This window comes from Micromonospora sp. NPDC057141 (genome assembly GCF_042670805.1).
GTDB lineage: Bacteria > Actinomycetota > Actinomycetes > Mycobacteriales > Micromonosporaceae > Micromonospora.
On sequence record NZ_JBHUVA010000094.1, the window covers coordinates 1 to 22,519 of the forward strand.

The window sequence follows — 22,519 nt, forward strand, 5'->3', positions numbered from 1 at the left end:
CCGGCCCTGCGCGCCGCTCATCGGTGCCGCGCCGTCGTGGGTGCTCGCGTCGCGGCGGGTCACCGGGGACAATCCCGGCATGGGTGACAGCGGCTGGAGCGTCGATCGTGCCGTGGCCGGCGCGGACTTCCTGGAGTGGAACTTCTCGATCAGGGCGGACGGCTCGCCGTGGTCGGTGGAGCAGGCGATGACGCAGCTGCTCGCGTACCAGAGCGCGGAAGGACTCTGCCTCCGCCTGGCCGTCGCGGCCCGCGAGGACGCGACGATCATCCACGAGCTGGGCCGGCGGCGGACGCCGCAGGCGGTGGCGGCGTTGCGGGCGTTCGAGGCGATGAGCCCGATCGACACGCAACGCGAGCTGGCCCGGGCCAACGCCGACCGGCTCGTCGGGCAGGGGCTGCCCGAGCCGGCGTGGGGCGCGACGATCGGCCGGGTGCGGCTGGACGGCTGCTGGTGGGCGCACGACGAGTTCGCCGAGACCGTCCTCGTGCTCTGCGCGTTCTCCTACCAGGGGGACGACGCCCACGGCATCCTGCTCATGATCGATCGCGTGATCGAGGGGGGACTGGTCCGGCAGCTGACCCTCGGCACCGACCCGGACCTGCTGCGGGCCGCCCTGCGCGACACCACGGACACCCAGCCGGGCTTCGTCACCGAGCCGCTCGATCCGGCGTACGCCCGGCGGCTGATCGAGGACGCGGTGGCGACCTCCGACGAGGTGTTCGAGGACCAGGGGTACGACCCGTCGACGGCGCCGCCCGCGTACCGGAAGATGCGTGCGCTGATCCTGGCCCGTGCCCGTGCCCTCAGCGCGGACCCGGCCCCGCCGGAGCCCCTGCCCGACAGCGTGGAACTCGACCTGGTGAAGCGGGCCTTCCTCGCGTCCGCCCCCGCCTGCGGGCTGCCCGTGACCGACGTGACGGTCCGGGCCGTCGACCTGCTCGTCGCGCACGTCATGCGCGAGGCCGGCGGTCATCCCGTGCGGCTCGGCCCGCGCCGGGTCCTGGCCGTGCTCGGACTGCCGGACCTCACCCCGGACGAGCTCGGCGACCCGGACGTCGGGCGCGTCCTGCCCGACGTCGCCGAGGCGTGGGTGTCCTGGACGGCGGCCGAGCGCGGTCTGCCCGGCGACGCCGCGCAGCGGCTGGTGCGGGCCGCGCGGGAAGCCTGCGAGCCGCTGCGATCCGGCCCGGGGCCGGCCGCCGGCTAGCAGCTCGACCCCGGTGTTCACCCCGCGTGACGGCCCCGGCACCGTCCGGCCACCGGGTCGGGAACGGGGCGGCTATGCTTCGGCGCGGAGCATGGCGCGTCCCCCCGCGCCGGGGCGGGCGTCGATTCGAGGGCGGTGTGATGAACATCGGGGAGATCGCCCGGCGGGCGGGGGTGTCCCGCAGCACCGTGTCGTACGTCCTGAGTGGCAAGCGGACCGTGTCGGAGGCCACCCGACAGCGGATCCAGGCGGTCATCGACGAGCTGGACTACCGGCCCAACGCCAGCGCCCGGGCGCTGAAGGAGGGGCGCACCCGCACGCTCGGGCTGGTGATCCCCCCGGCCAGCCAGCGGTTGACCGACATGCAGCTGGGCTTCGTCGCCAGCGTTGTCGAGGCGGCGGCCCGGCACGACCTGGACGTGCTGCTGTCCCCGTCCGGTGGCGACCACGACCGCTCGTTCGAGCGGATCGTCGCCGGGCGTCGGGTGGACGGTGTGATCCTGATGGAGATCCGGTTGACGGACGACCGGGTGACCCGGCTGGCCAAGGTGGGCCTGCCGTTCGTCACGATCGGCCGGACCGCCGAGCCGCACGGCATGAGCTGGGTCGACATCGACTACGCCGGGCTGATCGCCCGGTGCGTGCACCACCTGGCCGACCTGGGGCACCGGCACGTGGCCCTGGTCAACCGTTCCGCCGAACTGGCCGCTTCGGGCTACGGGCCCAGCCATCGGGCGCTGGCCGGCTTCCGGGCGGCGGTGGCGGAGCGGGGCCTGGTCGGCGTCGACGTCTGCTGCGGCGACGACGCCGCCTCCGGCGAGGCGTGCGTGGAGCAGTTGCTCGCGACGTACCCGCAGCTCACCGCGATGGCCACCATCAACGAGGCCGCGCTACCCGGCGTGCAGCGCGCCCTGGCCGGCGCCGGGCTGGCCGTGCCGGCGGACTTCTCCGTCACCGGGGTCGCCGCCCAGCACTGGGCCGAGGACTTCTCCCCGCCGCTGACCGCCGCGGACGTGCCGATGCGCGACATGGGCACCGAGGCGGTGGCGCTGCTGCTGGAGGCCATCGCCGAGCCCGGCGCCGTGCCGCGCCACCGCCTGTACAACCCGCCCGTCTCGCTGCGTTCCAGCACCGGGCCGGTCCGGGCCCGCTGATCCGGGCCCGCTGCCCGTCGGTGGCCCGCTGCCCGTCGGTGGCCCGCTACCCGTCGGTGGCCCGCCGCTGTTCCTGCGCGGCGGCCAGGACGAGGTAGCTGCTGGCGGTCCAGGTGTAGGCGCGGTCCCGCAGCCCGGCGCCGGTCTCGGCGTCGAAGTTCTCCGCGAAACCGGACTTCTCGCACAGCGCGAGGAAGCGTCGGCTGATCTCGTCGGCGATCCCCGTGTGTCCGGCCCGGCGCAGCCCGTCCTCGACCAGCACCGTGGAGGGGGCCCAGATCGGGCCACGCCAGTAGCCGTCGGCCAGGTAGTGGGCCGAATCCGGTGGTTCGGTGGCCAGCCCGTGCGTGGTCAGGTGGGCCTCGATGCCCCGGGCCAGCGCGGCGGCGACCGGGGCGGGCAGGTCCGCGCCGAGCGCGACGGGCATCAGGTCGAGCAGGCTGCGGCTCGCCCGCCGTCGCCCCGTACGCGGGTCGCGGGAGGTGAAGCGCTCGCCGTCCCACAGGTCCCGGAGCAGGGCCGTGTGGATCCGGTCGGCCTCTGCGGACCAGCGGCCGGCGGGCTCGCCCAGCTCCGTGGCGAGGTCGGACAGGCAGCGCAGCTGCGAGACCAGGAACGCGGCGAGGTCGGCGGTCTGCAGGACCCGGCCGCCGTCGAAGGTGGTGGCGTTGTCCCAGCCGCTGTCGTTGCCGTGCTGGTAGTGGGGCAGGTCGTGGCCGGGGGCCCGGCGCGCGTCCAGCCAGAACCCGGTCCAGCGGGCCAGCCGGTCGTACGTCTGGGCCAGCGCCGCCCGGTCCGGCGGCTCGGGAAGGCGTCGGCGCAGGTGCCGCAGGGCCCAGCCGTGGATGGGCGGCTTGACGTAGTTGTGCAGAACCTCGGAGTGGGTGACCGAGTCGGGCAGCGCCCCGGCCGCGTCCTGGTGGTCGAAGGGCAGGTGGAACTGGTGCCAGGCCAGCTCCGGCTCGCCGGCGGCCAGGGCGATCGCGTTGAAGCAGTGGTCCCAGCTCCACACCTTGTCCATCCAGTGCTTGGACATCAGGACGGCGGGCCGGGTGACGAAGCCGGCCGGGGCGACGGTGGCCGACCACAGCACGTACGCGGCCAGCTCGGCGGCCGGGGTGTCCGCGCCGCGCCACGGTGCGACCGCGTCGACGAAGGCGGCGAACTCGGCGTTGCGGTCGCGGTGCAGCCGGTCGAAGGCGACGGGCGCGGCGTACGGCTGGCGCCCGGTCTCGTACTCCTCGATCGCGATCTCCCACGGCTGGTCGCCGGGGAGGTCCAGGAAGCGGTCCGCGGTGCCGAGCGCCTCGGTGCCCGCGGTCCGCCGCAGCGCGCCGGAGAGCACCGTGACCCGGTAGCGGCGTCCGGTCTCGTACGAGGTGAACACGTGCGACCCGTCGAGCGGGTCGAGATAGAGGTAGGTGCCGCTGAACGGGGTGAGGGTGGGTGCCGCCGCGGCGATCCGCAGCCCGAGCCGCCGGCCCCGCAGCCGCAGGGTGTCGGGTCCGGCGTAGACGGCCTCGATCCGGCCGGTCCCGTTGCGCCAGGTGAGCAGCGTGGGGGTGGCGACGACCGTGGTGCCGGACCCGGCGGGGGCGAGGCGCAGCACGGCGTGCAGCCCGGTCTGGTGCGAGACCAGGTGCAGGTCGTCGGCGTACGTCTTCTCGGCGATCACGGGGGAGATGTCGAGCCAGGACCCGCGGTAGCTGAACGGGACGTCCTGGATGGGGAACTCCGGACCGGACGGGGCGACGGTCATGGGTGACGGGTGCCTTTCTGTCGTGCGGGCGGGTCGATCCCTGACGGTGCGGGCGGGTCAGTCCTTGACGGCACCGGCGGTCACGCCCGTCGAGACGTACCGCTGGGCCAGGACCAGCAGCACGGCGGCGGGGACGGAGGCGACGACGGCGGTGGCCATGATCGCGTTCCACTGCTGGTTGTTGTTGCCGATGTAGTGGTAGATGCCGAGGGTGATCGGCTGGTGGTCGCCGCCGCCGGCCAGGGTCGAGGCGTAGACGAAGTCCGACCAGGACCACAGGAACGCGAACAGCGACACCGTGACGATCGAGTTGCGGCTGACCGGCAGCACGACCGACCAGAAGGTGCGCAGCCGGCCGGCCCCGTCGACCAGGGCTGCCTGGGTCAGCTCGTCGGGAATGCCGGACATGAAGGCCGTGAAGATCAGGACGCCGAACGGCACGGCGAGGGTCGAGTCGGCGAGGATCAGGCCGGGCAGGGTGTTGAGGACGCCGAGCTGGAGGTAGCCGGCGTAGAAGCCCATCGCCATGATGATTCCGGGGATCATCTGCGCGATCAGCAGCACGAAGCTCAGCACCGGGCCGCCGGGCGGCCGGAGCTTCGCCAGCGCGTAGCCGGCGGGGGCGGCCAACGCCACGGTCAGCGCCACCGTGCCGAGGCCGACCAGGAAGCTGGTGCCGAGGTAGGGCAGCTGCTGGTCCAGCACGGCCCGGTAGCCGTCCCACGTGCCGTTGGTCGGGATCAGGTGCGGCGGGCTGGCCCGCATGTCCTGGTCCCGGGTGAACGAGACGTTGACCATCCAGTAGACGGGAAAGAGCATCAGCCCGGTCAGCGCCAGGCCGACCCCGGTCTTCCACCACGTCCGGCGGGCAGCGGTGCTCATCGCAGGCTCCGCTTCCACTGGGTCCGCAGGTAGCCGAGCCCGGCGATCAGGGCCGCCACGATGAGCAGGTTGCCGACGGCCGCGCCCGGACCGAACTCGGGTAGCAGGTTGCCGAAGCCGAGCCGGTACGACCAGGTCGCCAGCGTGGTGGAGGAGCCGGTCGGGCCGCCCCTGGTCATGATCCAGATGATGTCGAAGACCTTCAGCGTGTAGATCAGCCCCAGCAGCAGCGTGATCGCGGAGACGGGACGCAGCAGCGGGAAGGTGATCGACCGGAAACGCTGCCAGCCCGTCGCACCGTCGAGCGCGGACGCCTCGTAGACCTCGGTCGGGATCGCCTGGAGGCCGCTGTGCAGCACCACCAGGTTGAACGGGATGCCGATCCAGACGTTCGCGATGATCACCGAGACGAGCGACCAGCGCGGCGAGGTGAGCCAGTTGACGGGCTCCACCCCGACGACGCCGAGCGCCGCGTTGACCAGCCCAGAGTCGCTGTTGAGCAGCCAAGACCAGGTCGACGCCGAGACGATCAGCGGCAGCAGCCACGGCACGAGGATCAACGCCCGCAGCGTGCGGGACAGCGGAAAGTGCTGCTGGAAGAAGAGAGCCAGGGCCATGCCGATGGTGAACTGGAAGGCGAGCGACGCGGCGGTGAAGACCAGGGTGTGCGCCACCGCCGGTCCGAAGGTCGGGTCGGCCAGCACGGTCCGGTAATTGTCCAGGCCGGCGAAGGGGGCGCCGCCCTGCACGAACGAGCGGACCGTGTATTCGCGCAGGCTCAGCTCCACGTTGCGGTAGAGCGGGTAGGCGTAGCAGGCGACCAGGTAACCGGTGACCGGGGCCAGGAACCACCACGCCGACCACCGGCCGGGCCGGCGGCGCCGGGGCCGGCCCGGCGTGGTGGTCGCCCCGCCCCGGCTCCGTACCGTGGGGGACGCCTGTGTCGTGGGGAGCACGATGTCGGTCTCGACGCGCTTACCTGGCCGTTGCCGTGGCCTGCGCGGCGGCCAGCGCCTCCGGCGGCGTCTTCGCGCCGCTGAGGGCCGCCTGCACCGCGGTCCACAGCGGCTCGGAGATTCTCGGATACCTGGTGCCGAGGTTGTCGCCGGTGCGGCCCCGGGCTGCCCGGACCGCCTCGACCCAGACCTTGAGCTTGGGATCGGCGGCCACCTGGCGTTCCTGCACGGCGGCGACGGGTGCGACGTAGGAGAGCGTGGTGTCGGTGGTGAGCAGGTTGTCGGCGCTGGTCAGGCAGGCCACCAACTGCTGCGACGTGGCGTACCGGCCGGTGTCCTGCTGCACGGGGATGGAGACGAACTCACCCCCGGTCGGTGCCGGGGCCGGGCCGCCCGCGCTGGCCGGGATCGCGACGATGCCGTACGCGAAGTCGAGCTTCTCCGCGTTGGCGAGCTGCCAGGTGCCGTTCTCGGCGAAGGCGTAGTCGCCGGTGGCGAACTCCTGCCAGCTCGTGGTCTGGGTGTTGTTGATGACGGAGTTCGGGGCGTGCCCCTGCCGGAGCCAGTCGGTCCACAGCGTCAGCGCGGACACCGCCTGCGGGGAGTCCAGGGTGGTCAGTTGGGCCCCGGATCCCCAGAACCAGGGCAGGAACTGGAAGCTGCCCTCCTCGGTGCCGATCGCGGAGAAGGTGATGCCCTTCTTGCCCCTGGCCTTGACCTTGGTCAGCGCCGCGTTCAGCGACGTCCAGTCCCTGATCGCGGTGGGGTCGACGCCCGCGGCGGTCAGCACGTCCTTGTTGTAGTACAGGGCGAGGGTGTTGGCCCCGATCGGCACCCCGTACGTCCTGCCCTCGCGCTGGCCGGCGCCGAGCAGGTTCGCCTCCATGCCCGAGACGTCCAGCTTGTTCTCGTCGGTGGTGGTGAGCGCCCCGGCCTCGGCCAGCGTCGAGACGACCGGGTTGTCCACGATCAGCACGTCCGGTGAGCTTCCCTGCTGGGCCGCGAGCAGTGCCTTGTTGGTCAGGTCGCTGGTGTCGTGGCCGGTCCGCTTCACCGTCACCCCCGCCGAGGTGCCGCACTTCGTGAGCAGCGCGACCCACGCGGAGTCGTCGGCGAACTGGGGATACGGGTCCCAGACGAGGTAGGCGCGGTCGCCGCCGGAGGAGCCGTCGGAGGACGACGAGCACGCCCCGCTCGCCGCCGCGGCGAGCGCCATCACGGCGACGGCGGCCAGGCACCGCCGCCGGCTGAGTCCTGTCATTGCTGCCTCGCTTCACGTCGATCGTCAGGGCGTGGGCTCGGGGGTGGGCATGGCCGTCGCGGGCCGGACGCCGGGAGGCCCCCGGACGCCGGCGAATCGATTCGACGAATCGGTTCGGACGAAGATAGGTCTGTCTATGGTCTGCGGTCAAGGGGTGGCGGAGCGCCAGGGGTCTATCCGGTGGGAAACGCCATCGTCACCGCACTGTCACTTCATTGACATCAATCGACTCCCGGTCCTACGATCCGTGCGAATCGATTCGCAAGCGCTGCCCTCCGGAGAGCGTCCCCCACGCCCCACCAAGGAGCCGCCCGTGAAGACCCCGTCCCGCAGCAGGCCACGACGAGCCCGCGCGCTCGTCGCCCGCCTCGTGGTCGGCCTGCTCGCCACCACCGCCGCCGTGACCGTCGCCGCGTCCCCCGCCCAGGCCGCCGACGAGTCGATCACCGTCAACTTCGCCACGACCACCGGCACGCCCACCTACCGGGCATCCGGCTGGATCTATGGTATGACCGAGAATGCCAGCGGCCCGGCCGACCACTTCTACCGCGACGTCAAGTTCCAGTACATGCGGGCCGGCGGTGCGCAACTGCCCGGCAGCGGCTGGGTCGGCGGCAACTACGACCGCCGTTGGAACTCCACCCTCGCCCAGGCCCGCCGGACCGCCGCCCTCGGCGGTCAGTTCATCATCCTGCCGCACGACCTGTGGGGCGCCGACGGTGCCGGCATCTCCCGCTTTCCCGGCGACAACGGCAGCTGGACCGACTACGACAACTTCCTCACCCGGCTCATCGGCGACGTCCGGGCGGCCGGGCTGACCGTGCAGTGGGACATCTGGAACGAACCCAACATCACCATCTTCTGGAACCGCCCGATCTCCCAGTACCTCGAACTGTGGCGGCGCACCTACCAGCGCCTGCGGGCGGAGTTCCCCAACCAGCTCATCGTCGGGCCGAGCTGCGCCTGCGTGCCGTCGACCAGCCACGCGTTCTGGAACCAGTACCTGGACTTCGTCCGGTCGACCAACACGGTGCCGGACATCATCAGCTGGCACTCGCTGCCGGGCGACCCGGTCGCCAACGTCGCCGCCGCCAACGCCACCCTCGACCCGCGCGGCATCGCCCACCCCCGGCCGTACCAGATCAACGAGTACGGCGCGCCCGAGGAGCAGAACCCGGCCGACGGCGCCTGGTACATCGCCCGCCTGGAGCGGGCCCGTGCGGACGGCCTCCGGGCGAACTGGGCCGGCGGCGGCAACCTGCACAACGACCTCGGCAACCTGCTGGTTCGCAACTCGGCCGGCGAGCATCAGCCCAAGGGCGAGTGGTGGGCCTACCGCTACTACGCCTCGCAGGCCGGGCAGATCGTCTCGGTGACAGCCAGCCAGTCCTACGACGCGTACGCCACCAAGGCGCCCGGCGCGGCGAAGGTCCTGGTCGGCGGCGGGCGCACCACCGGGAACCTGACCGTCAACCTGCAACGGCTCGACACCACCAGCGGCATCGTGCAGAACAACCAGGTGCGGGTCCTCACGCAGCGCATTCCCCACAACGGCGGCGGCGCGGTGCAGGGGCCGATCACAGTTTCGAACAGCGTGGTCACCGTGGCCAACAACAACGTCGCCGTGACCCTGCCGTACGGCAACCAGACCGACACCTACACCGTCACCCTGCTGCCGCCCTCGGACACCGGCTTCCAGTCGGTGGCGGTGGCCCAGCACTCCCAGCAGTGCCTGGACGACACCGACTCGGGCACCGCCGACGGCAACGTCCAGCAGCAGTACCACTGCGACGGCGGCGACCAGCAGTTGTGGAACTTCCGCCCGGTCGACGGCGTGGCCAACACCTACACGGTCGTCAACCAGCGCAGCGGCAAGTGTCTCGACGTCAGCGGCGTCTCCACCGCCGACGGCGCGGCCGTGCACCAGTGGACCTGCCACAACGGTCTCAACCAACAGTTCGCCCTCCGCAAGGTGACCTACGGGGGCAACGACTCGCACGACTACCAGCTCGTCGCCCGGCACAGCGGCAAGTGCGTCGACGTCAGCGGGATCTCCACGGCGGCGCGGGCGCAGGTACACCAGTGGACCTGCAACCCGGTCGGCCAGGGCAGCCCGTTGAACCAGACGTGGCGGATCTGGGGACGGTAGGCGTCGTCAGGCGATCAGGCGCCGGTCGTCCGTCGGGCGGCCGGCTCCGATCACCACTACTACCACCACCACCAGCACCACCACCCGTGGCGCGTCCGCCTGCCCTCGCGCCTACCCCCACCCCCGGAAGGAGTCACCCCGTGCGATTCCCGTTCCGCAGCGGGCCAGGACCGGCCCGCGAACCCGTCCCGAGACGGCGTCGCCCGCGCCGCCTGAGCATCCTGGCCGGCGCGTTGCTCGGCGTCCTCGTCGTGGGCGGCGCCGCGCCCGGCGTCCTGTTCCCGGCCGCCGAGGCGGCGTCGGCGGTGGCCGCCATCGAGCCGGGGCAGAGCGCCCCGATCGTCGGCGTCCAGTCCGGCCGCTGCCTCGAAGTGCCCAACTCCAGCACCGTCAACGGCACCCAGACGCAACTGTGGGACTGTCAGGACGGCGCCAACCAGACCTGGACCTGGACGTCGAGCAGGCAATTCATGGTGTACGGCAACAAGTGCCTGGACGCCTCCGGCCAGGGCACCGCCAACGGCACGCCGGCCATCATCTGGGACTGCAACGGTCAGAGCAACCAGCAGTGGAACGTCAATGCCAACGGCACCATCACCGGCGTGCACTCCGGGCTGTGTCTCGACGCCAGCGGCTATGGCACCGCGAACGGCACCAGGGTGCACCTCTGGGCGTGCCACGGAGGCACCAACCAGCAGTGGACCTCGCCGACGACCCCGCCGCCGACCGGTGGTCGTCCCTGCGACATCTACGCCTCCGGCGGCACCCCGTGCGTGGCGGCGCACAGCACGACGCGGGCGCTGTACGCGGCGTACGACGGCAACCTGTACCAGGTCCGCCGCTCGTCGGACAACACGACCCGCGACATCGGCCTGTCCGGCGCGGGCGGTACCGCCAACGCGGCGACCCAGGACTCGTTCTGCGCCGGCACGACCTGTGTGATCACGGTCGTCTTCGACCAGTCCGGTCGGGGCAACGACCTGTGGTCCCAGGGATCGAGCGTGGTCCCGGGCTCGCCGCAGAGCAAGCCGGCGATCGCGACCTCGGAGTCGCTCACGGTGGGCGGTGCCAAGGCGTACTCGCTCTACATCAACCCCGGTAACAGCTACTGGCGCGACGGCCACCTGACCGGCGTCCCGACCGGTGCCGCGCCCGAGGGCATGTACATGGTGACCAGCGGCACCCACGTCAACAACGGCTGCTGTTTCGACTACGGCAACAGCGAGACGACGAGGAAGGCCGACGCCGCCGGGGCGATGGACGCGATCAACTTCGGCACCCAGTGCTGGTTCGGCGGCTGCTCCGGCACCGGCCCGTGGGTGCAGGCGGACCTCGAATGGGGGCTGTTCCCCGGCGGAAGCAGCTCCTGGAACCCCAACCAGCGGGCGTTCACCAGCAAGTTCGTCACCGCGACGCTGAAGAACAACGGCACGACGCGCTTCGCGATCAAGGGCAGCAACGCCCAGTCGGGCAGCCTCTACACGCTCTGGGACGGCGCGCTCCCGCCGGGCTACAGCCCGATGAAGAAGCAGGGGGCCATCATCCTGGGCAGTGGCGGGGACTGCTGCAAGCCCGACGGCGGCGCGAACCTGAGCGCCGGCACCTTCTACGAAGGGGCGATGGTCGCCGGCTACCCGTCCGACGCGACCGAGAACGCGGTGCAGGCCAACGTGGTGGCCGCCGGCTACCGCTGACCCGGCGACGGGGCCCGGGAGACTCGACCGGGCCCCGTCGTGCGATCGGGTTCAGCCGGGGCCTCGGCGCCGGTCAGCGCCAGCTGCCCGGTCGAGTGCACGAACGCCGGCACCACGTGGTCCGGCGCCGTGCCCTGACCGCACCCCAACGATCTTGTCGGTCGCTACTGTTAGCCTCCGTGCGTCGTCGATCATGACGGATTCCTTGTGGAATCCGGTGATTTCGCCGTTGCGGAGGGTGTTTCCTGATGGGCTGGCTAGCGGTGGGAGACTCGTACGAGATATCCCTCGTGGACGGAAAGGTGGCGGCCCGGTCGGCCGGCCCACGGGCCACCGGGCGTCCACTGAAGACCCTGCCGAAGGCGCTGCGGGACACTCCGGAGGTGGACCGGCTGCGGCAGCTCGCCCAGTGGCTCGACCGGCACGCCGCCGAGTGCCTGGCCCGGGTCGACGCCTGGGTGGTGTCCTCGCTGCCGGTGCCGACCGCTCTGCTGGCCCGGGTCTGGCCGGATCCGGCCTGGCGGGACGCGCTGCGCGACCTCGTGGTGCTCGGCGACGACCCCGCCGTGCCGGGCTTCCTCCGGGACGTCACCGACGGCGGTGACCTGAGGATGGTCGACCTCGACGGGGAGACCGTCCGCCTCTCGCCGACCAGCGCCCGGCTGCCCCATCCGGCGCACCTGCCCGCCCTGCCCGACCTGCGCGAGTTCGCCGACGAACTGGACATCACCCAGCGCGTCGAGCAACTGCACCGGGGCACCTGGGCCCGGCCCGCCACCCTGACCGACCGGGACACCACCGTCACCGACTTCCGGGGCACGCGGGTGCCCAACCGGCTGGCCGTGCGGGCCGCCACGTTCGGGTTCCGGGTCTCCGGCTCCCAGGTCAGGTGCCGCGTCTGGGAGGACGGCCGCACGGTCGAGGCCGCCCTGGGCTTCGACGAGGACTACTGGGACTCCGAGGCGACCCTGGGCGTCCTCTCGTGGGCGGTCGTGGACGGGCCGACCCTGCGGCTGGCCGAGGTGGGGCCGGTGGCCTGGTCGGAGGGAATGCGGATGGCGACGGCCCTGTCCGGCGCCGCGACCAGCACGGGGAGGACGGCATGACCGGGACCACCACCACCGCGACTCCGAGCCCGGCGCAGAGCCTGTTGGCCGCCGGGGCGGTGCTGCCGGTCGGTGCCGCCGGGGCCGGCGACCGGGCGGTGCCGCTGACCGCCCGCAGCTACCGGCATCCGGCCCTCGACGACCGGCCGGTGGTGCGGCTCGTCGACGCCGCCCTCGGCGAGGGCGAGGACGTCGCCGTCGGGTTCCTGGGCCTGGCCCCGGCCGCCGAGCCCGCCGTCGTCGGCCTCGGCCCCCGCCGTCCGTTGGCCTTCCCCGAGTGGGTGCTGGTCCACCACCCGGCCGACGGCCGGCACGTCCTGGCGGTGGTGCCGGAGCTGCGCAAGCTCGCCAAGCAGGCCCGGTCCCGGCCGAAGGCCGCCCTGGACGGGCACCTGGCCGTCGCCGAGCGGTTCGCCCGCACACTGCCGCACGTGCTGCCGACGTTCTTCGAACAGGCGGCGCGGGTGTTCCTGGCCGCTGGGCAGGACACCTACGCGACGCAACTGTTCAACAAGGCACGCCGGGCGGAGGCACAGCACGGCCTGCCGGTCGACCTGAACCGGCTCGACGAGGTCCACCTGGAGTTCGCGTCCGCCAAGGTGGTGTCCGGGGCCGCGTTGGCCGGCTACGCGAAGGAGCTGTCCGCCCAGTTGCCGGCCGCCGAGGCGCTGGACCGGTTCTGCCGGCTGGCGCTGCGGGCCGCCACCGCCGGTGTGGTGCCGTCCACGCAGTCGGCCACCGCGGTCAACCGTCTGCTCCGCGCCGCCGGCAAGGCCGACGCCGGTGCCGCCGACCGGGTGGCGGCCTACCTGACCGAGCTGCTCCGGCAGCCGGCCGCCGCCGAGGCGCCGGCCGGCTGGTGGCGGGCACATCTGCCGGCGGTGACGGCGTTGGCCGGCCGCGACCCGGCGGTCCGCGGCAGCCTGCTCGACCTGATGCCCACGGACCGGGACGACCTGGTCACCTGGCTGGCCCTGCTGACCGACACCGGCGCGCTCGCCGGCCTGTCCGACCCGGGCATGCCGGACGCGGCCCGGCCCCGCGACGGCGCGGTCGGGTGGCTGCGTCGTTTCCTCCGCCGGGCCACCTCCGGCTACCGTCCCCGTCGGCTGCCCGCGCTGTATCCGCTGGTCGAGCGGATGGCCGGCCGGCTGCGCGCCGAACTGGCCGACAGCGGCGGCACCCTCGCCGCCGACGGCGACCTGGACCTGCTCGACCTGCTGCTCGCCCTCGACCTGCCGGTCGCCGCGCCGCAGGAGCGCGACACCCTGGACCTGGCGCAGTGGGTCAGGGCCGGCGGAGAGCGGGACCTGCTCGCGGTGGCCGGCGACGACCGGTTCACCGAGGCCCTGCGCCGAGGGCTGGCCCGACTCGACAACGAGCCGCAGACGCTGCGCCGGGTGGCCGACACGCCGGGCCTGCGGCCGAAGCTGGCCGACTGGCTGCGGGGCCGCGTCCGAGACCGGTTCACCGCCGGGCTGCCCTACCTGCGGGAGTCGGTGGGCTGGTTGGGTGGGCTCCCGGTCGAGGCGCTGCGGCTGGTGACCGGCGACGCCGACGGGCCCGCCGACGGGCCGGGCGGCGACCTCGGGTGGGCCCTCGGCATCGACCTCGCCGAGCAGGTTGCCGGCAGCCTGCGCGGCGGCATCTTCGACGAGCTGGGCTGGCCGGAGTGGGAGACGGCCTGGCAGGAGGTGACCGGCGGCGACCACCGGGTCGAGCTGACCTGGCAGGAAGCCTGGCCCTACGCGATCCTCGGCGGCCCCACCACCGTCCGCGTGCTCGGCGCCGAGGGCATCGTGCTCCGCCACGACCTGCGCATCCCCGCCGGCGACAGGTGGGGCGAGCCCGGCTACCACTACGTCGACGGCCGTCTGCTGGTCTTCTGGCGGTCCCAGGAACTCGACTACCGCCTGCGCGGCTACTGGCACTCGGCCCCCGACGAGCCGCAGCCGCTACAGGGCCGCACGCGGGGCAGCCAACCGCGGCGCAACTCGATCACCCTGCCCCTGGCCGGCGGCGGACGGACCACCGGCGGCGGCGTGCTACACGCCGGGGACACGGCCGTCCCGGTCGAGCTGCCGGTGATCACCGACGGCACCGCCCACTGGGTGTACCGACAGGGCGACGACGACGCCGACGGCGACCTCGGCTGGCGCGAGTACGACCCGGCCGGCGACACCCACGGCCGGCGCAGCCTGCCCCGGTTCCTGGCCGACCTGCCGGCCGGGGAGCGCCTCGCGGAGCGGACGAGCTGGCTGCGGCCTGCCCTGTCGCAGCGGGCGACCCCGGCCGCCGTGCCGGTGGACGGTCTGCTCGGCTGGCGGGTCGTCACCCGGCCCGACGGCTCCGTGCGTGGCGCGGACCTGGCCGGCCGCACCGTCACCGTGCCGGCGGGACGGGAGCCGATCGCCGCGCTGGTGCTGCCCGGTGACGACCGGCCCCGCGCCGTGCTCAGCAACCTCGTTCTGCTCGGCCCGGACGGCGTCGCGTCGGCCGTCGCCGGGGAGTCCGGCCGGGACCACACCCCAGCCGCGGTGCCGCTGCCAGGCCCGGACTTCCTCGGCAACCTGCTGCCCCGGGACCCGGCCGGCTCCGCCGCCCTGCGCCGGATCGACCGGGGCACCGTCGCCGGACTGCTCGCGGTCGCCGTCGACGAGCGGCGCGCCCGGCTGGCCGAGGCGGCGACGCGACCGGGCGCCGGCCGCGCCGGCACCGCCGCGCCGGCCGCGACCAGCGGACCGGCCATCACTGCCCCCGATCCGCTGGTCGCGCTGATCCGGTCGGCGGTGCCGGCGATCAGCCACGACGCGCTGCTCGCCGGGGTCGCCGAGGCGCTGCGGCTGGCGGCCCGGGTCCGTACCGACCTGGACGCGACAACCGAGCGGCTCACCCGGGCGTTGTCCGCGCCGACGGTGGCCCCGGCGGCCACCGCCGCCGGCCCCACCGACCGGCGACTCAGCGCTGCGCTGGACGGCCTGCGCGGCGCGGCCCACGGGGAGGCCGACCTGGCGCACGCCTTCACCCAGTTCCAGGCGCTCGCCGCCCAGCGCTGCGCGACGGGCACCGATCCCGCCGTGCGGCTGCACATCGACGGGCCGGTGCTGCCCGGCGCCCTGCACTGGTGGCCCGTGCTCGACGGCGTCGCCGCCGTCGCCTACCGGGCCGTCGCGGCGGTCACCCCCGGCGAGCAGCGGGAGGACCTGGCCGCCCTGCTCGCCGAACTCGACCGGCTCGACCTGACCACGGCCACCGAACCCGCCCGGTGGCGCCGGTTGCGGCTGCACCTGCTCGACGACGACCTGAACGACCCGCAGGGCAACCGCCGGCGTCCCCGGTCGGGCATCCTGCCGCTGCCCGGCGGGGCGTTCCTCGCCGTCTTCGCCGCCAGCGGCACGCGCACCGGCTACCACCTCGACGCGCTCCATCACGACCCGGCCGGCGTGTTCGCGGTACCCGAGCCGTACACGGTGGACTCCTCGGCGCCGGTCGGCGACGCCCGGCCGGCCGGCTGGCTGGCCCGCTTCCGCACCGAGTGGGCCGCGCGCGGCCCGCTGCCGTGGGCGCCGGAGGCGGCCGAACGGTTCGCCGAGCTGACCGGCGTCACTCCCACCGCCGCGAAGCTGGTGTTGGCCGGCGTGCCGCAGACGGACTCGGCGGCCCCCGTGCCGGCCGAGGTTCGCCGGGCGCTCGGGATCCGGCAGGTCGGTGAGGTCAAGCTGGCCTTCGGCGTGCTCAACGAGGCCAGCGCGCAGCTGCGCCGGGCCGTGGTCGCGGCGCTGCTGCCCGCCGACCCGGCCCGGCTGTGGACCGACGGGCCGGACGTCGACGCGGCGGCGGCGGTCTGGAACGCCGCCCTGGGCCGCCGGGTCGTGGTGCCCGAACACCTGCTCGCTGCGGCGGTGCGCGCGGTCCGCGCGGCCTGGAGCCCCGCCCAGGCGTTGCCGGCGCTGCTCGACCCGGCCCGCTCGGTCGAGCTGGGCACCGACCTGGCCTTCCGGATCAGCGGTGACCGGGCCCGGCCGGTCGACGACCGGGCCACCGGTTTCACCGGGGCGGTGCTGACCTCGACGGTCGCCCTGGCCGCCTGGGTCGCCCACCACACGCCGGCCGGCGACGGGTGCCGGGCCGCGCTGCCGGCCGCCCTGGCCGCGATCCGGGACCGGCTGGCCAACCCCGAGCTGCTGCTCGACCTCGACCGGTACGTCTCCCTGCCCGACTTCCGCCAGGTGGCGGGCGCCCCGTCGGAGACCGGGCCGGGCTGGGAACGCTACGGCGCCATCGTGCTGGCCACCCACGACGACCAGCCCTCGCCCGCGCTGCGGCCGGACCTGCTCGACGCCGACGGGACGGATCCGTACCTGCCGGCGCTGCGACCGGACGCGGCCCGGCCGTACCCGATGGAGGTGGCCCTGCGGCTGGTCCGCGACCCGCGGTTCGCGGCGCTGCTCACCGACCCCGGCGACCCGGCCGGCGGCGAGCGGGCCGCCGACGGGACGTGGTGGCCGCAGGACCCCACCCGGTCCGTGCCCGACCTGGTCGCCGAGGCGACCACGACGCACGGCCTGGGCGTCGACGCGGCGGCGGTCTACCTCATGCTGCTCGCCATGCCGGACCCGACCGACCGGAACACGGCGACGTGGACCGGCTGGAAGCCGGCCCGGCTGAAGGCGGCCCGCGCCGAACTGGCCGGCACCGACCTGGTCGTCGCGGCCAGCCGGCCCCGGGCCGGCCGGTCGCTGTTCCTGCCCGGCCCGTGGCTGTCGCGCGGCGGAGGGCAGGCCCCCGTCGAAGGCTGGAAGGCCACCCTGTTCGACCTGGCCCCCGACGGCACGGCCGCGCTCGGCGTCACCGTGCCCGGCGAGCCGGTCGCCGACCTGTACCGGCGGGCCTGGCGGCGGCTGCGCGACGGCGACCGACCCCGCCTCGACGCCCCGCCCGCCCGCACCCCGCGCTGATCCCCGCGTCGGTGGTGGGGCCACCCGACCCCACCACCCCCCCCCCCGCACCCCCCGCACCCCGGTGAAGTAGGGGCACCCCCCGGACCGGGTCGGAAAACCTCCCCCCCCCCGTGGCACCGGAGAGCGCCGCCGCCCAGGTGCTCTCCGCCGAGCAGCGGTACGCCGCCGAGCTGGCCTTCCTGGCCGCCCACGACGACGGGGCCCGGCCGCCGGGCTGGGCGCTGACCCCGCGCGCCGTGGTCACCTTCATCCGGGGCAGTGACGGCGAGGCGCTGTCGCTGCCGGCCGACCGACGCAGCCGTCCGGGCGGCGTCGACCTGCCGGCCAGCCTGACCATCGTCCCGAAGTTCGTGGGGGAGCGGAGCCTGGTCGAGCGGTGCGTGGTCACTCTGGCCGGCGAGCGGGGCCTGCTGCTCGTCGGCGAGCCCGGCACCGCCAAGTCGATGCTCTCGGAGCTGCTGGCCGCCGCCGTCTGCGGCACCAGCGCGCTGACCGTGCAGGGCACCGCCGGCACCACCGAGGACGCCTTCAGGTACGGCTGGAACTACGCGCTGCTGCTCGCCCAGGGGCCCACCCCGCAGGCCCTGGTCGACTCGCCGGTGCTGACCGCGATGCGGACCGGCCGGGTGGCCCGGATCGAGGAGGTCACCCGCTGCCTGCCCGAGGTGCAGGACGCCCTGGTGTCCATCCTGTCCGACCGGCGGATGAACGTGCCGGAGCTGTCCGGCACCGGGAACGGCCTGATCCGCGCGACGCCCGGGTTCACCGTGATCGCCACCGCCAACCTGCGCGACCGGGGCGTGTCGGAGATGTCCTCGGCCCTCAAGCGCCGGTTCAACTTCGAGACGGTCCACCCGATCGCCGACGCGGGCACCGAGACCGACCTGGTGCGCCGGCAGGCCACCGCCGCCGTCCAGCGCGCCGGAGCGCCGTACACGGTGGACGACGCGGTGCTCGACGCCCTGATCACCGTGTTCCGGGACCTGCGCACCGGCCGGTCGGGCGAGGGCTGGGACGTGGAGCGGCCCGGCACCGTGATGTCCACCGCCGAGGCGGTGCAGGTGGCGGCGTCGCTCGGGCTGGCGGCCGCGTACCTGCCCGGCGGCGACCCGCTCGACCTGGTCCCCGGGCACCTGCTCGGGGTGGTCCGCAAGGACGACGAGAACGACCACGCGCGGCTGCTCGGCTACTGGGACGGCCCGGTCCGCCGCCGCGCCGAGGACGGCTCGGCGATGTGGCGCCGGCTCTGGGACCTGCGGGCGAGCCTGCGGTGACGCCACCGTCCCGCGTAGTCGTCGGCCCGGCCGTCGGCCCATCCGCGATCAACCCGCCGGCCGCCGAGGCGTCCACGACCGACCCGGCTGCCACCGGTCCGGCCGCGATCGACCTGTCGGCCGCCGACCCGCGCGCCGTGGTCGACGCGCTCGCCGGTTCGGTCCGGCCCTACCTGATCGGGGTGCGCCACCACAGCCCCGCCCTGGCGTCGGTGGTCCCCGCCCTGCTGGACGCCGCCGGGGCCGAGGTGGTCGCCGTCGAGCTGCCGGCGGACTTCCAGCACTGGCTGCCGCACCTGTCCGACCCGGCCGCCCGGGCCCCGCTGGCCGTGGTCGGCAGCCACGGCGCGGACGGCCCGATGGGCTTCTACCCGTTCGCCGACTTCTCCCCGGAGCTGGCGGCGATCCGCTGGGCCCGGCAGCGCGGCGTCGAGGTGATCTGCTGCGACCTGCCGCTGGCCGATCCCGGCTGGACCGCGGCGGGGCCGACCCCGGGCGACGCGCCGACCGACGATGCCGATGCGGACCCCGGTGTGCCCGGTCCCCGCCCGGCGCGCTACGCCGCCGGGCTCGGCGCCAGCGGCACCGGCCGCGACGGCGACGACCTGTGGGACCGGGTGGTCGAGGTACGCGCCCCGGGCTGCCCGCCGGAGGCGGTCCGCCGGGCCGCCCTCGGGGTGGGCTGGGCGATGCGCACCGACAGCGCCGGCGACGACGGCGTACCGGCGCGGGACCTGGCCCGCGAGGAGCACATGCGCCGGGTGCTGGCCGACGCGGGCGCGGACGGCCGGCGGGTCGCCGCCGTCGTCGGCGCGTTCCACGCCCCGGCCCTGCTCGCCGCCACCTCGCCCGACACCGGCGACGGTGTGCCCGCCGCCGCAGGCCTGGCCCGGTCGGTCGGCGGCCCGCTGGGCGCGACGGCCGACCGGCCGACCGCACCACCCGGCGGCGGCGCAGTCGCCACCTCGCTGGTGCCCTACGCGTTCGACCTGCTCGACTCCCGGTCCGGCTATCCGGCCGGGATCCGCGACCCGCGCTGGCAGCAGGCCGTCCACGCCGCCGCCGGTGACCCGGACCGGATCCGGGCCGCCGCCGCCCGGGCCGTCACCGACGTGTGCCGGGAACTGCGTGCGGCCGGGCACACCGCCGGCACCGGCGAGGCCGCCGAGGCGGTCCGGCTGGCCGACGACCTGGCCCGGCTGCGCGACCTGCCCGCCCCCGGCCGGGGCGAGGTGCTGGAGGCGGTGACCACCGTGCTCGGCCAGGGTGAGCTGCTCGGCCGGGGCCGTGCCCTCGCCCGCGCGCTGGAGACCGTGCTGGTCGGCGCCGACCGGGGCCGGACCGCCCCCGGCACGCCCCGGTCCGGGCTCGGCCCGGCGGTCGAGGCGGCGCTGGCCGCGCTGCGCCTGCCCCACCCCGACAGCCCGAAGGCCCGCGAGGTCCGGCTGGACCCGCTGCGCACCGACCTGGACGGGCGGCGGGAGGTCCTGCTGCACCGCCTGCACGTCTGCGGCGTCGGTTACGGCGAACCGGCCGCGGTGGCCGGCACCGGCGACGGGACCGCCCTGACCACCCGCTGGCAGCTGGCCTGGACCCCGTCCGTGGCGGCCCGCCTGGACCTGGTCGGCGTACGCGGGGTCACCGCGGCGCTGGCCGCGACCGGCACGCTGCGGGAGCGGTTCCGCCGCGAGGTCACCGACGGCGGGCCCACCGCCGCGCAGCTGCTCGCCGGGCTCGGCGACGCCGCCCGGTGCGACCTGCCCGAGCTGGTCGCCGGCCGGCTCGAACTGGCCGCCGTCGTGCTGCCCGGCAGCGGCACGCTGCCGGAGCTGCTGGCCGCGCTGGACCTGCTGGAGGCGCTGCGCCGGCGACACCTGCCGGGCACCACCGCCGCGAGCCGGGACCGGGCGGCCGAGCTGGCCGTCGTCCTGCTGGACGCGGCGGTCCGCGGGCTGCCCGGCCTGGCCGGCAGCGACGCCACGGACGACGCCGCCGCCCTGGTCGACCTCGCGGTCCGGGCCGGGCAGGACCGGATCGGCCTGCGCCTGGACGCCGCCCTCGACGAGCTCACCCGGTCCGGTTCGGCGCTGATGCAGGGCGCCGCCCTGGCCGCCCGGGTGCTGCTCGACCTGACCGACCTGGCGACCCTGGGCACCCGGGTGGCCGGCTGGGTCGACGCGGCCACCGGGCCGGACGCCCGACGGCACCTGCACCGGCTGCTCGGCGGCCTGCTCACCGCCGCACACCCGCTCCTTCAGTCCGCGCCCGCCGCGCTGGACCCGCTGCTGGACCGGGTCGACCGGCTCACCGACCCCGAGTTCCTGGACCGGCTGCCGGCGCTGCGGGGCGGGTTCGACGCGCTCACCCCGGCGGCCCGGGAGCGGCTGCTGGACACCGTCGCCGAACGGTTGGGCGACCGGCTCGACCTGGCCCTGTCCGCCCCGCCCGAGCTGCTGGCCCGGTGGGCCGCCGCCGACGCGGCCGGTCGGGCCGTCCTGCTCGCTCGCGACCTGCCGATCCCGGGCCCGCCCACCGGGGCCGTCGACGCACCCACCGCCGTCGGGAGCCGGGCGGCCCCGGCGGGCACCGGGCTCACCCCGACCGACCGGTGGCGGCTGCTGCTCGGCCGCCAACCCGACCGGCTGCCGGCCGACGCCCGCCGCTACGCCCGCGCCCTGGACGAGCTGTACGGGGCGGGGCGCGGCGAGGGCGGCATCGACCTCGGCCCCTCGGCCGGGGAGGGGCAGGGAGCCGCCTTCCCGACCGCCCGCGAGTGGGCCGACGAACTCGAGGCGCTGTTCGGCACGACGGTCCGCGAGGAGGTCATCGCCCGCGCCGCCGAGAGCGGCCGGACCGACGTGCTCAGCGAGCTCGACCCGGCCACGGTACGCCCCTCGGTGGAGCTGCTGACCTCGGTGCTGTCGCTGGCCGGTGGCCTGCCCGAGGCGAAGCTGGCCGCGCTGCGGCCCCTGGTGCGGCGACTGGTCGAGGAGCTGACGGCGCGGTTGGCCACCCAGGCGCGGCCGGCGTTGACCGGGCTGACCAGCCCGCGTCCGACCCGCCGCCCCGGCGGCCGGATCAACCTCGCCCGTACGCTGCGCGCGAACCTGGCGCACACCCGGCGGCTCGCCGACGGCCGGACGGTGGTCGTGCCGGAGCGCCCGGTGTTCCACACCCGCACCCGTCGGGAGGCCGACTGGCGGCTGGTGCTGGTGGTCGACGTGTCCGGCTCGATGGAGGCGTCGGTGGTGTGGTCGGCGCTGACCGCCGCCGTGCTGGCCGGGGTGCCCACCCTGTCCACCCACTTCCTCGCCTTCTCCACCGAGGTGGTCGACCTGACCGACCGGGTCGACGACCCGCTGTCGCTGCTGCTGGAGGTGCGCGTCGGCGGCGGCACGCACATCGCCGCCGGGCTGGCCCAGGCCCGCTCGCTGGTGACCGTGCCGAGCCGCACCATCGTCGCCGTGGTCAGCGACTTCGAGGAGGGCTACCCGCTGGCCGGGCTGCTCGGCGAGGTCCGCACCCTGGCGTCGGCCGGCGTGCACCTGCTGGGCTGCGCCGCGCTCAACGACCGGGGGGTGCCCTGCTACTCGGTGCCGGTCGCCGAGCAGCTCGTCGCGGCCGGGATGCCGGTCGCCGCTCTCAGCCCGCTCGAACTCGCCCGCTGGGTGGGCGACCGTGTCCGGGGAGGATCACGTTGACGCACCGTACCCCCACCGTCGTGGCCGCGGACCGGTTGCCGCCGGTGTCGCCGGCGGTCGCCGCAGCGGCGGTGGCGGCCCTGCCGTCGCGGCTGCGCCGGCGGTTGGACGTCACCGTCGAACGGCTGGCCGCGGTGCCGGTCGGCCGGGTCGACGGCGGCGTGTCGGTCGACTGCGGGCCGGAGGCCCTGGTCGTCCTGCGGCCGGGGCCGACCGGCGCGGTCACCGGCCCGGACCAGGCCCGGTGCGGTTGCCTGCTGGCACCCCGCTGCCTGCACCGCGCGGCGGTCCTGGCCGCCTGCCCGGTCGCCGACCCGGCCAGCCTTCCCGATCCGGCGCCTGCCAGCCCGTCCACCCCGGACGGTGCCGGCCGGCCCGCCGGACGGGCCTGGAGGGCCGGACGGGCCGTCGC

The 22,519-nt window shown here is 75.0% G+C and carries 12 protein-coding genes and 1 pseudogene; 9 read left to right on the forward strand and 4 right to left on the reverse strand.

What is annotated here, in order from left to right:
* Positions 1-79: 79 nt before the first annotated feature.
* Together ACFT41_RS28800 and ACFT41_RS28805 are read left to right on the forward strand one after the other, a co-directional pair.
* A complete protein-coding gene (locus ACFT41_RS28800) occupies positions 80-1,210 on the forward strand; it encodes a hypothetical protein (RefSeq protein ID WP_377589639.1) in 1,131 nt (376 codons plus the stop codon).
* A 140-nt stretch (positions 1,211-1,350) separates the two neighbouring features.
* Positions 1,351-2,364, forward strand: a complete 1,014-nt coding sequence (locus ACFT41_RS28805) for a LacI family DNA-binding transcriptional regulator (protein ID WP_377589625.1) — start codon at positions 1,351-1,353, stop codon at positions 2,362-2,364.
* Between the two features lie 46 nt (positions 2,365-2,410).
* On the opposite strand, the gene ACFT41_RS28810 is transcribed toward ACFT41_RS28805, so the two are convergent.
* The 4 genes from ACFT41_RS28810 to ACFT41_RS28825 form a co-directional block, all read right to left on the reverse strand.
* Entirely contained in the window at positions 2,411-4,123 is a 1,713-nt protein-coding gene (locus ACFT41_RS28810) for an amylo-alpha-1,6-glucosidase (RefSeq protein ID WP_377589626.1), read from the reverse strand.
* A gap of 57 nt (positions 4,124-4,180) precedes the next feature.
* Complete coding sequence (locus ACFT41_RS28815) at positions 4,181-5,005, reverse strand: carbohydrate ABC transporter permease (RefSeq protein WP_377589628.1); 825 nt, start codon at positions 5,003-5,005, stop codon at positions 4,181-4,183.
* Complete coding sequence (locus ACFT41_RS28820) at positions 5,002-5,850, reverse strand: carbohydrate ABC transporter permease (protein WP_377589640.1); 849 nt, start codon at positions 5,848-5,850, stop codon at positions 5,002-5,004. Before ACFT41_RS28820 ends, ACFT41_RS28815 begins: the two co-directional genes overlap by 4 nt.
* 130 nt (positions 5,851-5,980) lie before the next feature.
* Positions 5,981-7,222: an extracellular solute-binding protein gene (locus tag ACFT41_RS28825; RefSeq protein WP_377589630.1), complete on the reverse strand. Its 1,242-nt coding sequence runs from the start codon at positions 7,220-7,222 to the stop codon at positions 5,981-5,983.
* A gap of 313 nt (positions 7,223-7,535) precedes the next feature.
* Here ACFT41_RS28825 and ACFT41_RS28830 point away from each other — a divergent pair, with 313 nt between their 5' ends.
* The 7 genes and pseudogenes from ACFT41_RS28830 to ACFT41_RS28860 all read left to right on the forward strand — a co-directional run.
* Positions 7,536-9,371: an RICIN domain-containing protein gene (locus tag ACFT41_RS28830; RefSeq protein ID WP_377589632.1), complete on the forward strand. Its 1,836-nt coding sequence runs from the start codon at positions 7,536-7,538 to the stop codon at positions 9,369-9,371.
* Between the two features lie 140 nt (positions 9,372-9,511).
* Positions 9,512-11,065 (forward strand): arabinofuranosidase catalytic domain-containing protein, encoded by a 1,554-nt coding sequence (locus ACFT41_RS28835; protein WP_377589634.1) that lies wholly within the window; start codon positions 9,512-9,514, stop codon positions 11,063-11,065.
* A 248-nt stretch (positions 11,066-11,313) separates the two neighbouring features.
* Positions 11,314-12,171, forward strand: coding sequence for a DUF4132 domain-containing protein (locus ACFT41_RS28840; protein WP_377589636.1), 858 nt, complete (start codon positions 11,314-11,316; stop codon positions 12,169-12,171).
* Positions 12,168-17,129 (forward strand): hypothetical protein, encoded by a 4,962-nt coding sequence (locus ACFT41_RS28845; protein WP_377614042.1) that lies wholly within the window; start codon positions 12,168-12,170, stop codon positions 17,127-17,129. Before ACFT41_RS28840 ends, ACFT41_RS28845 begins: the two co-directional genes overlap by 4 nt.
* A 113-nt stretch (positions 17,130-17,242) precedes the next feature.
* The gene (locus tag ACFT41_RS28850; RefSeq protein WP_377614043.1) at positions 17,243-18,406 is read left to right on the forward strand and encodes an AAA family ATPase; all 1,164 of its coding nucleotides are present in this window, start codon (positions 17,243-17,245) and stop codon (positions 18,404-18,406) included.
* Positions 18,403-22,107: a DUF5682 family protein gene (locus ACFT41_RS28855; protein WP_377614044.1), complete on the forward strand. Its 3,705-nt coding sequence runs from the start codon at positions 18,403-18,405 to the stop codon at positions 22,105-22,107. Before ACFT41_RS28850 ends, ACFT41_RS28855 begins: the two co-directional genes overlap by 4 nt.
* Positions 22,104-22,519 (forward strand): annotated as a pseudogene (locus ACFT41_RS28860) (hypothetical protein); the annotation flags it as partial. The gene ACFT41_RS28855 and the pseudogene ACFT41_RS28860, both read left to right, overlap by 4 nt.

Bases quoted from the DNA above. Each gene is read 5' to 3' on its own strand.
- ACFT41_RS28800 (WP_377589639.1), top strand. From the start codon at position 80: ATGGGTGACAGCGGCTGGAGCGTCGATCGTGCCGTGGCCGGCGCGGAC.
- ACFT41_RS28805 (WP_377589625.1), top strand. From the start codon at position 1,351: ATGAACATCGGGGAGATCGCCCGGCGGGCGGGGGTGTCCCGCAGCACC.
- ACFT41_RS28810 (WP_377589626.1), bottom strand. From the start codon at position 4,123: ATGACCGTCGCCCCGTCCGGTCCGGAGTTCCCCATCCAGGACGTCCCG.
- ACFT41_RS28815 (WP_377589628.1), bottom strand. From the start codon at position 5,005: ATGAGCACCGCTGCCCGCCGGACGTGGTGGAAGACCGGGGTCGGCCTG.
- ACFT41_RS28825 (WP_377589630.1), bottom strand. From the start codon at position 7,222: ATGACAGGACTCAGCCGGCGGCGGTGCCTGGCCGCCGTCGCCGTGATG.
- ACFT41_RS28840 (WP_377589636.1), top strand. From the start codon at position 11,314: ATGGGCTGGCTAGCGGTGGGAGACTCGTACGAGATATCCCTCGTGGAC.
- ACFT41_RS28845 (WP_377614042.1), top strand. From the start codon at position 12,168: ATGACCGGGACCACCACCACCGCGACTCCGAGCCCGGCGCAGAGCCTG.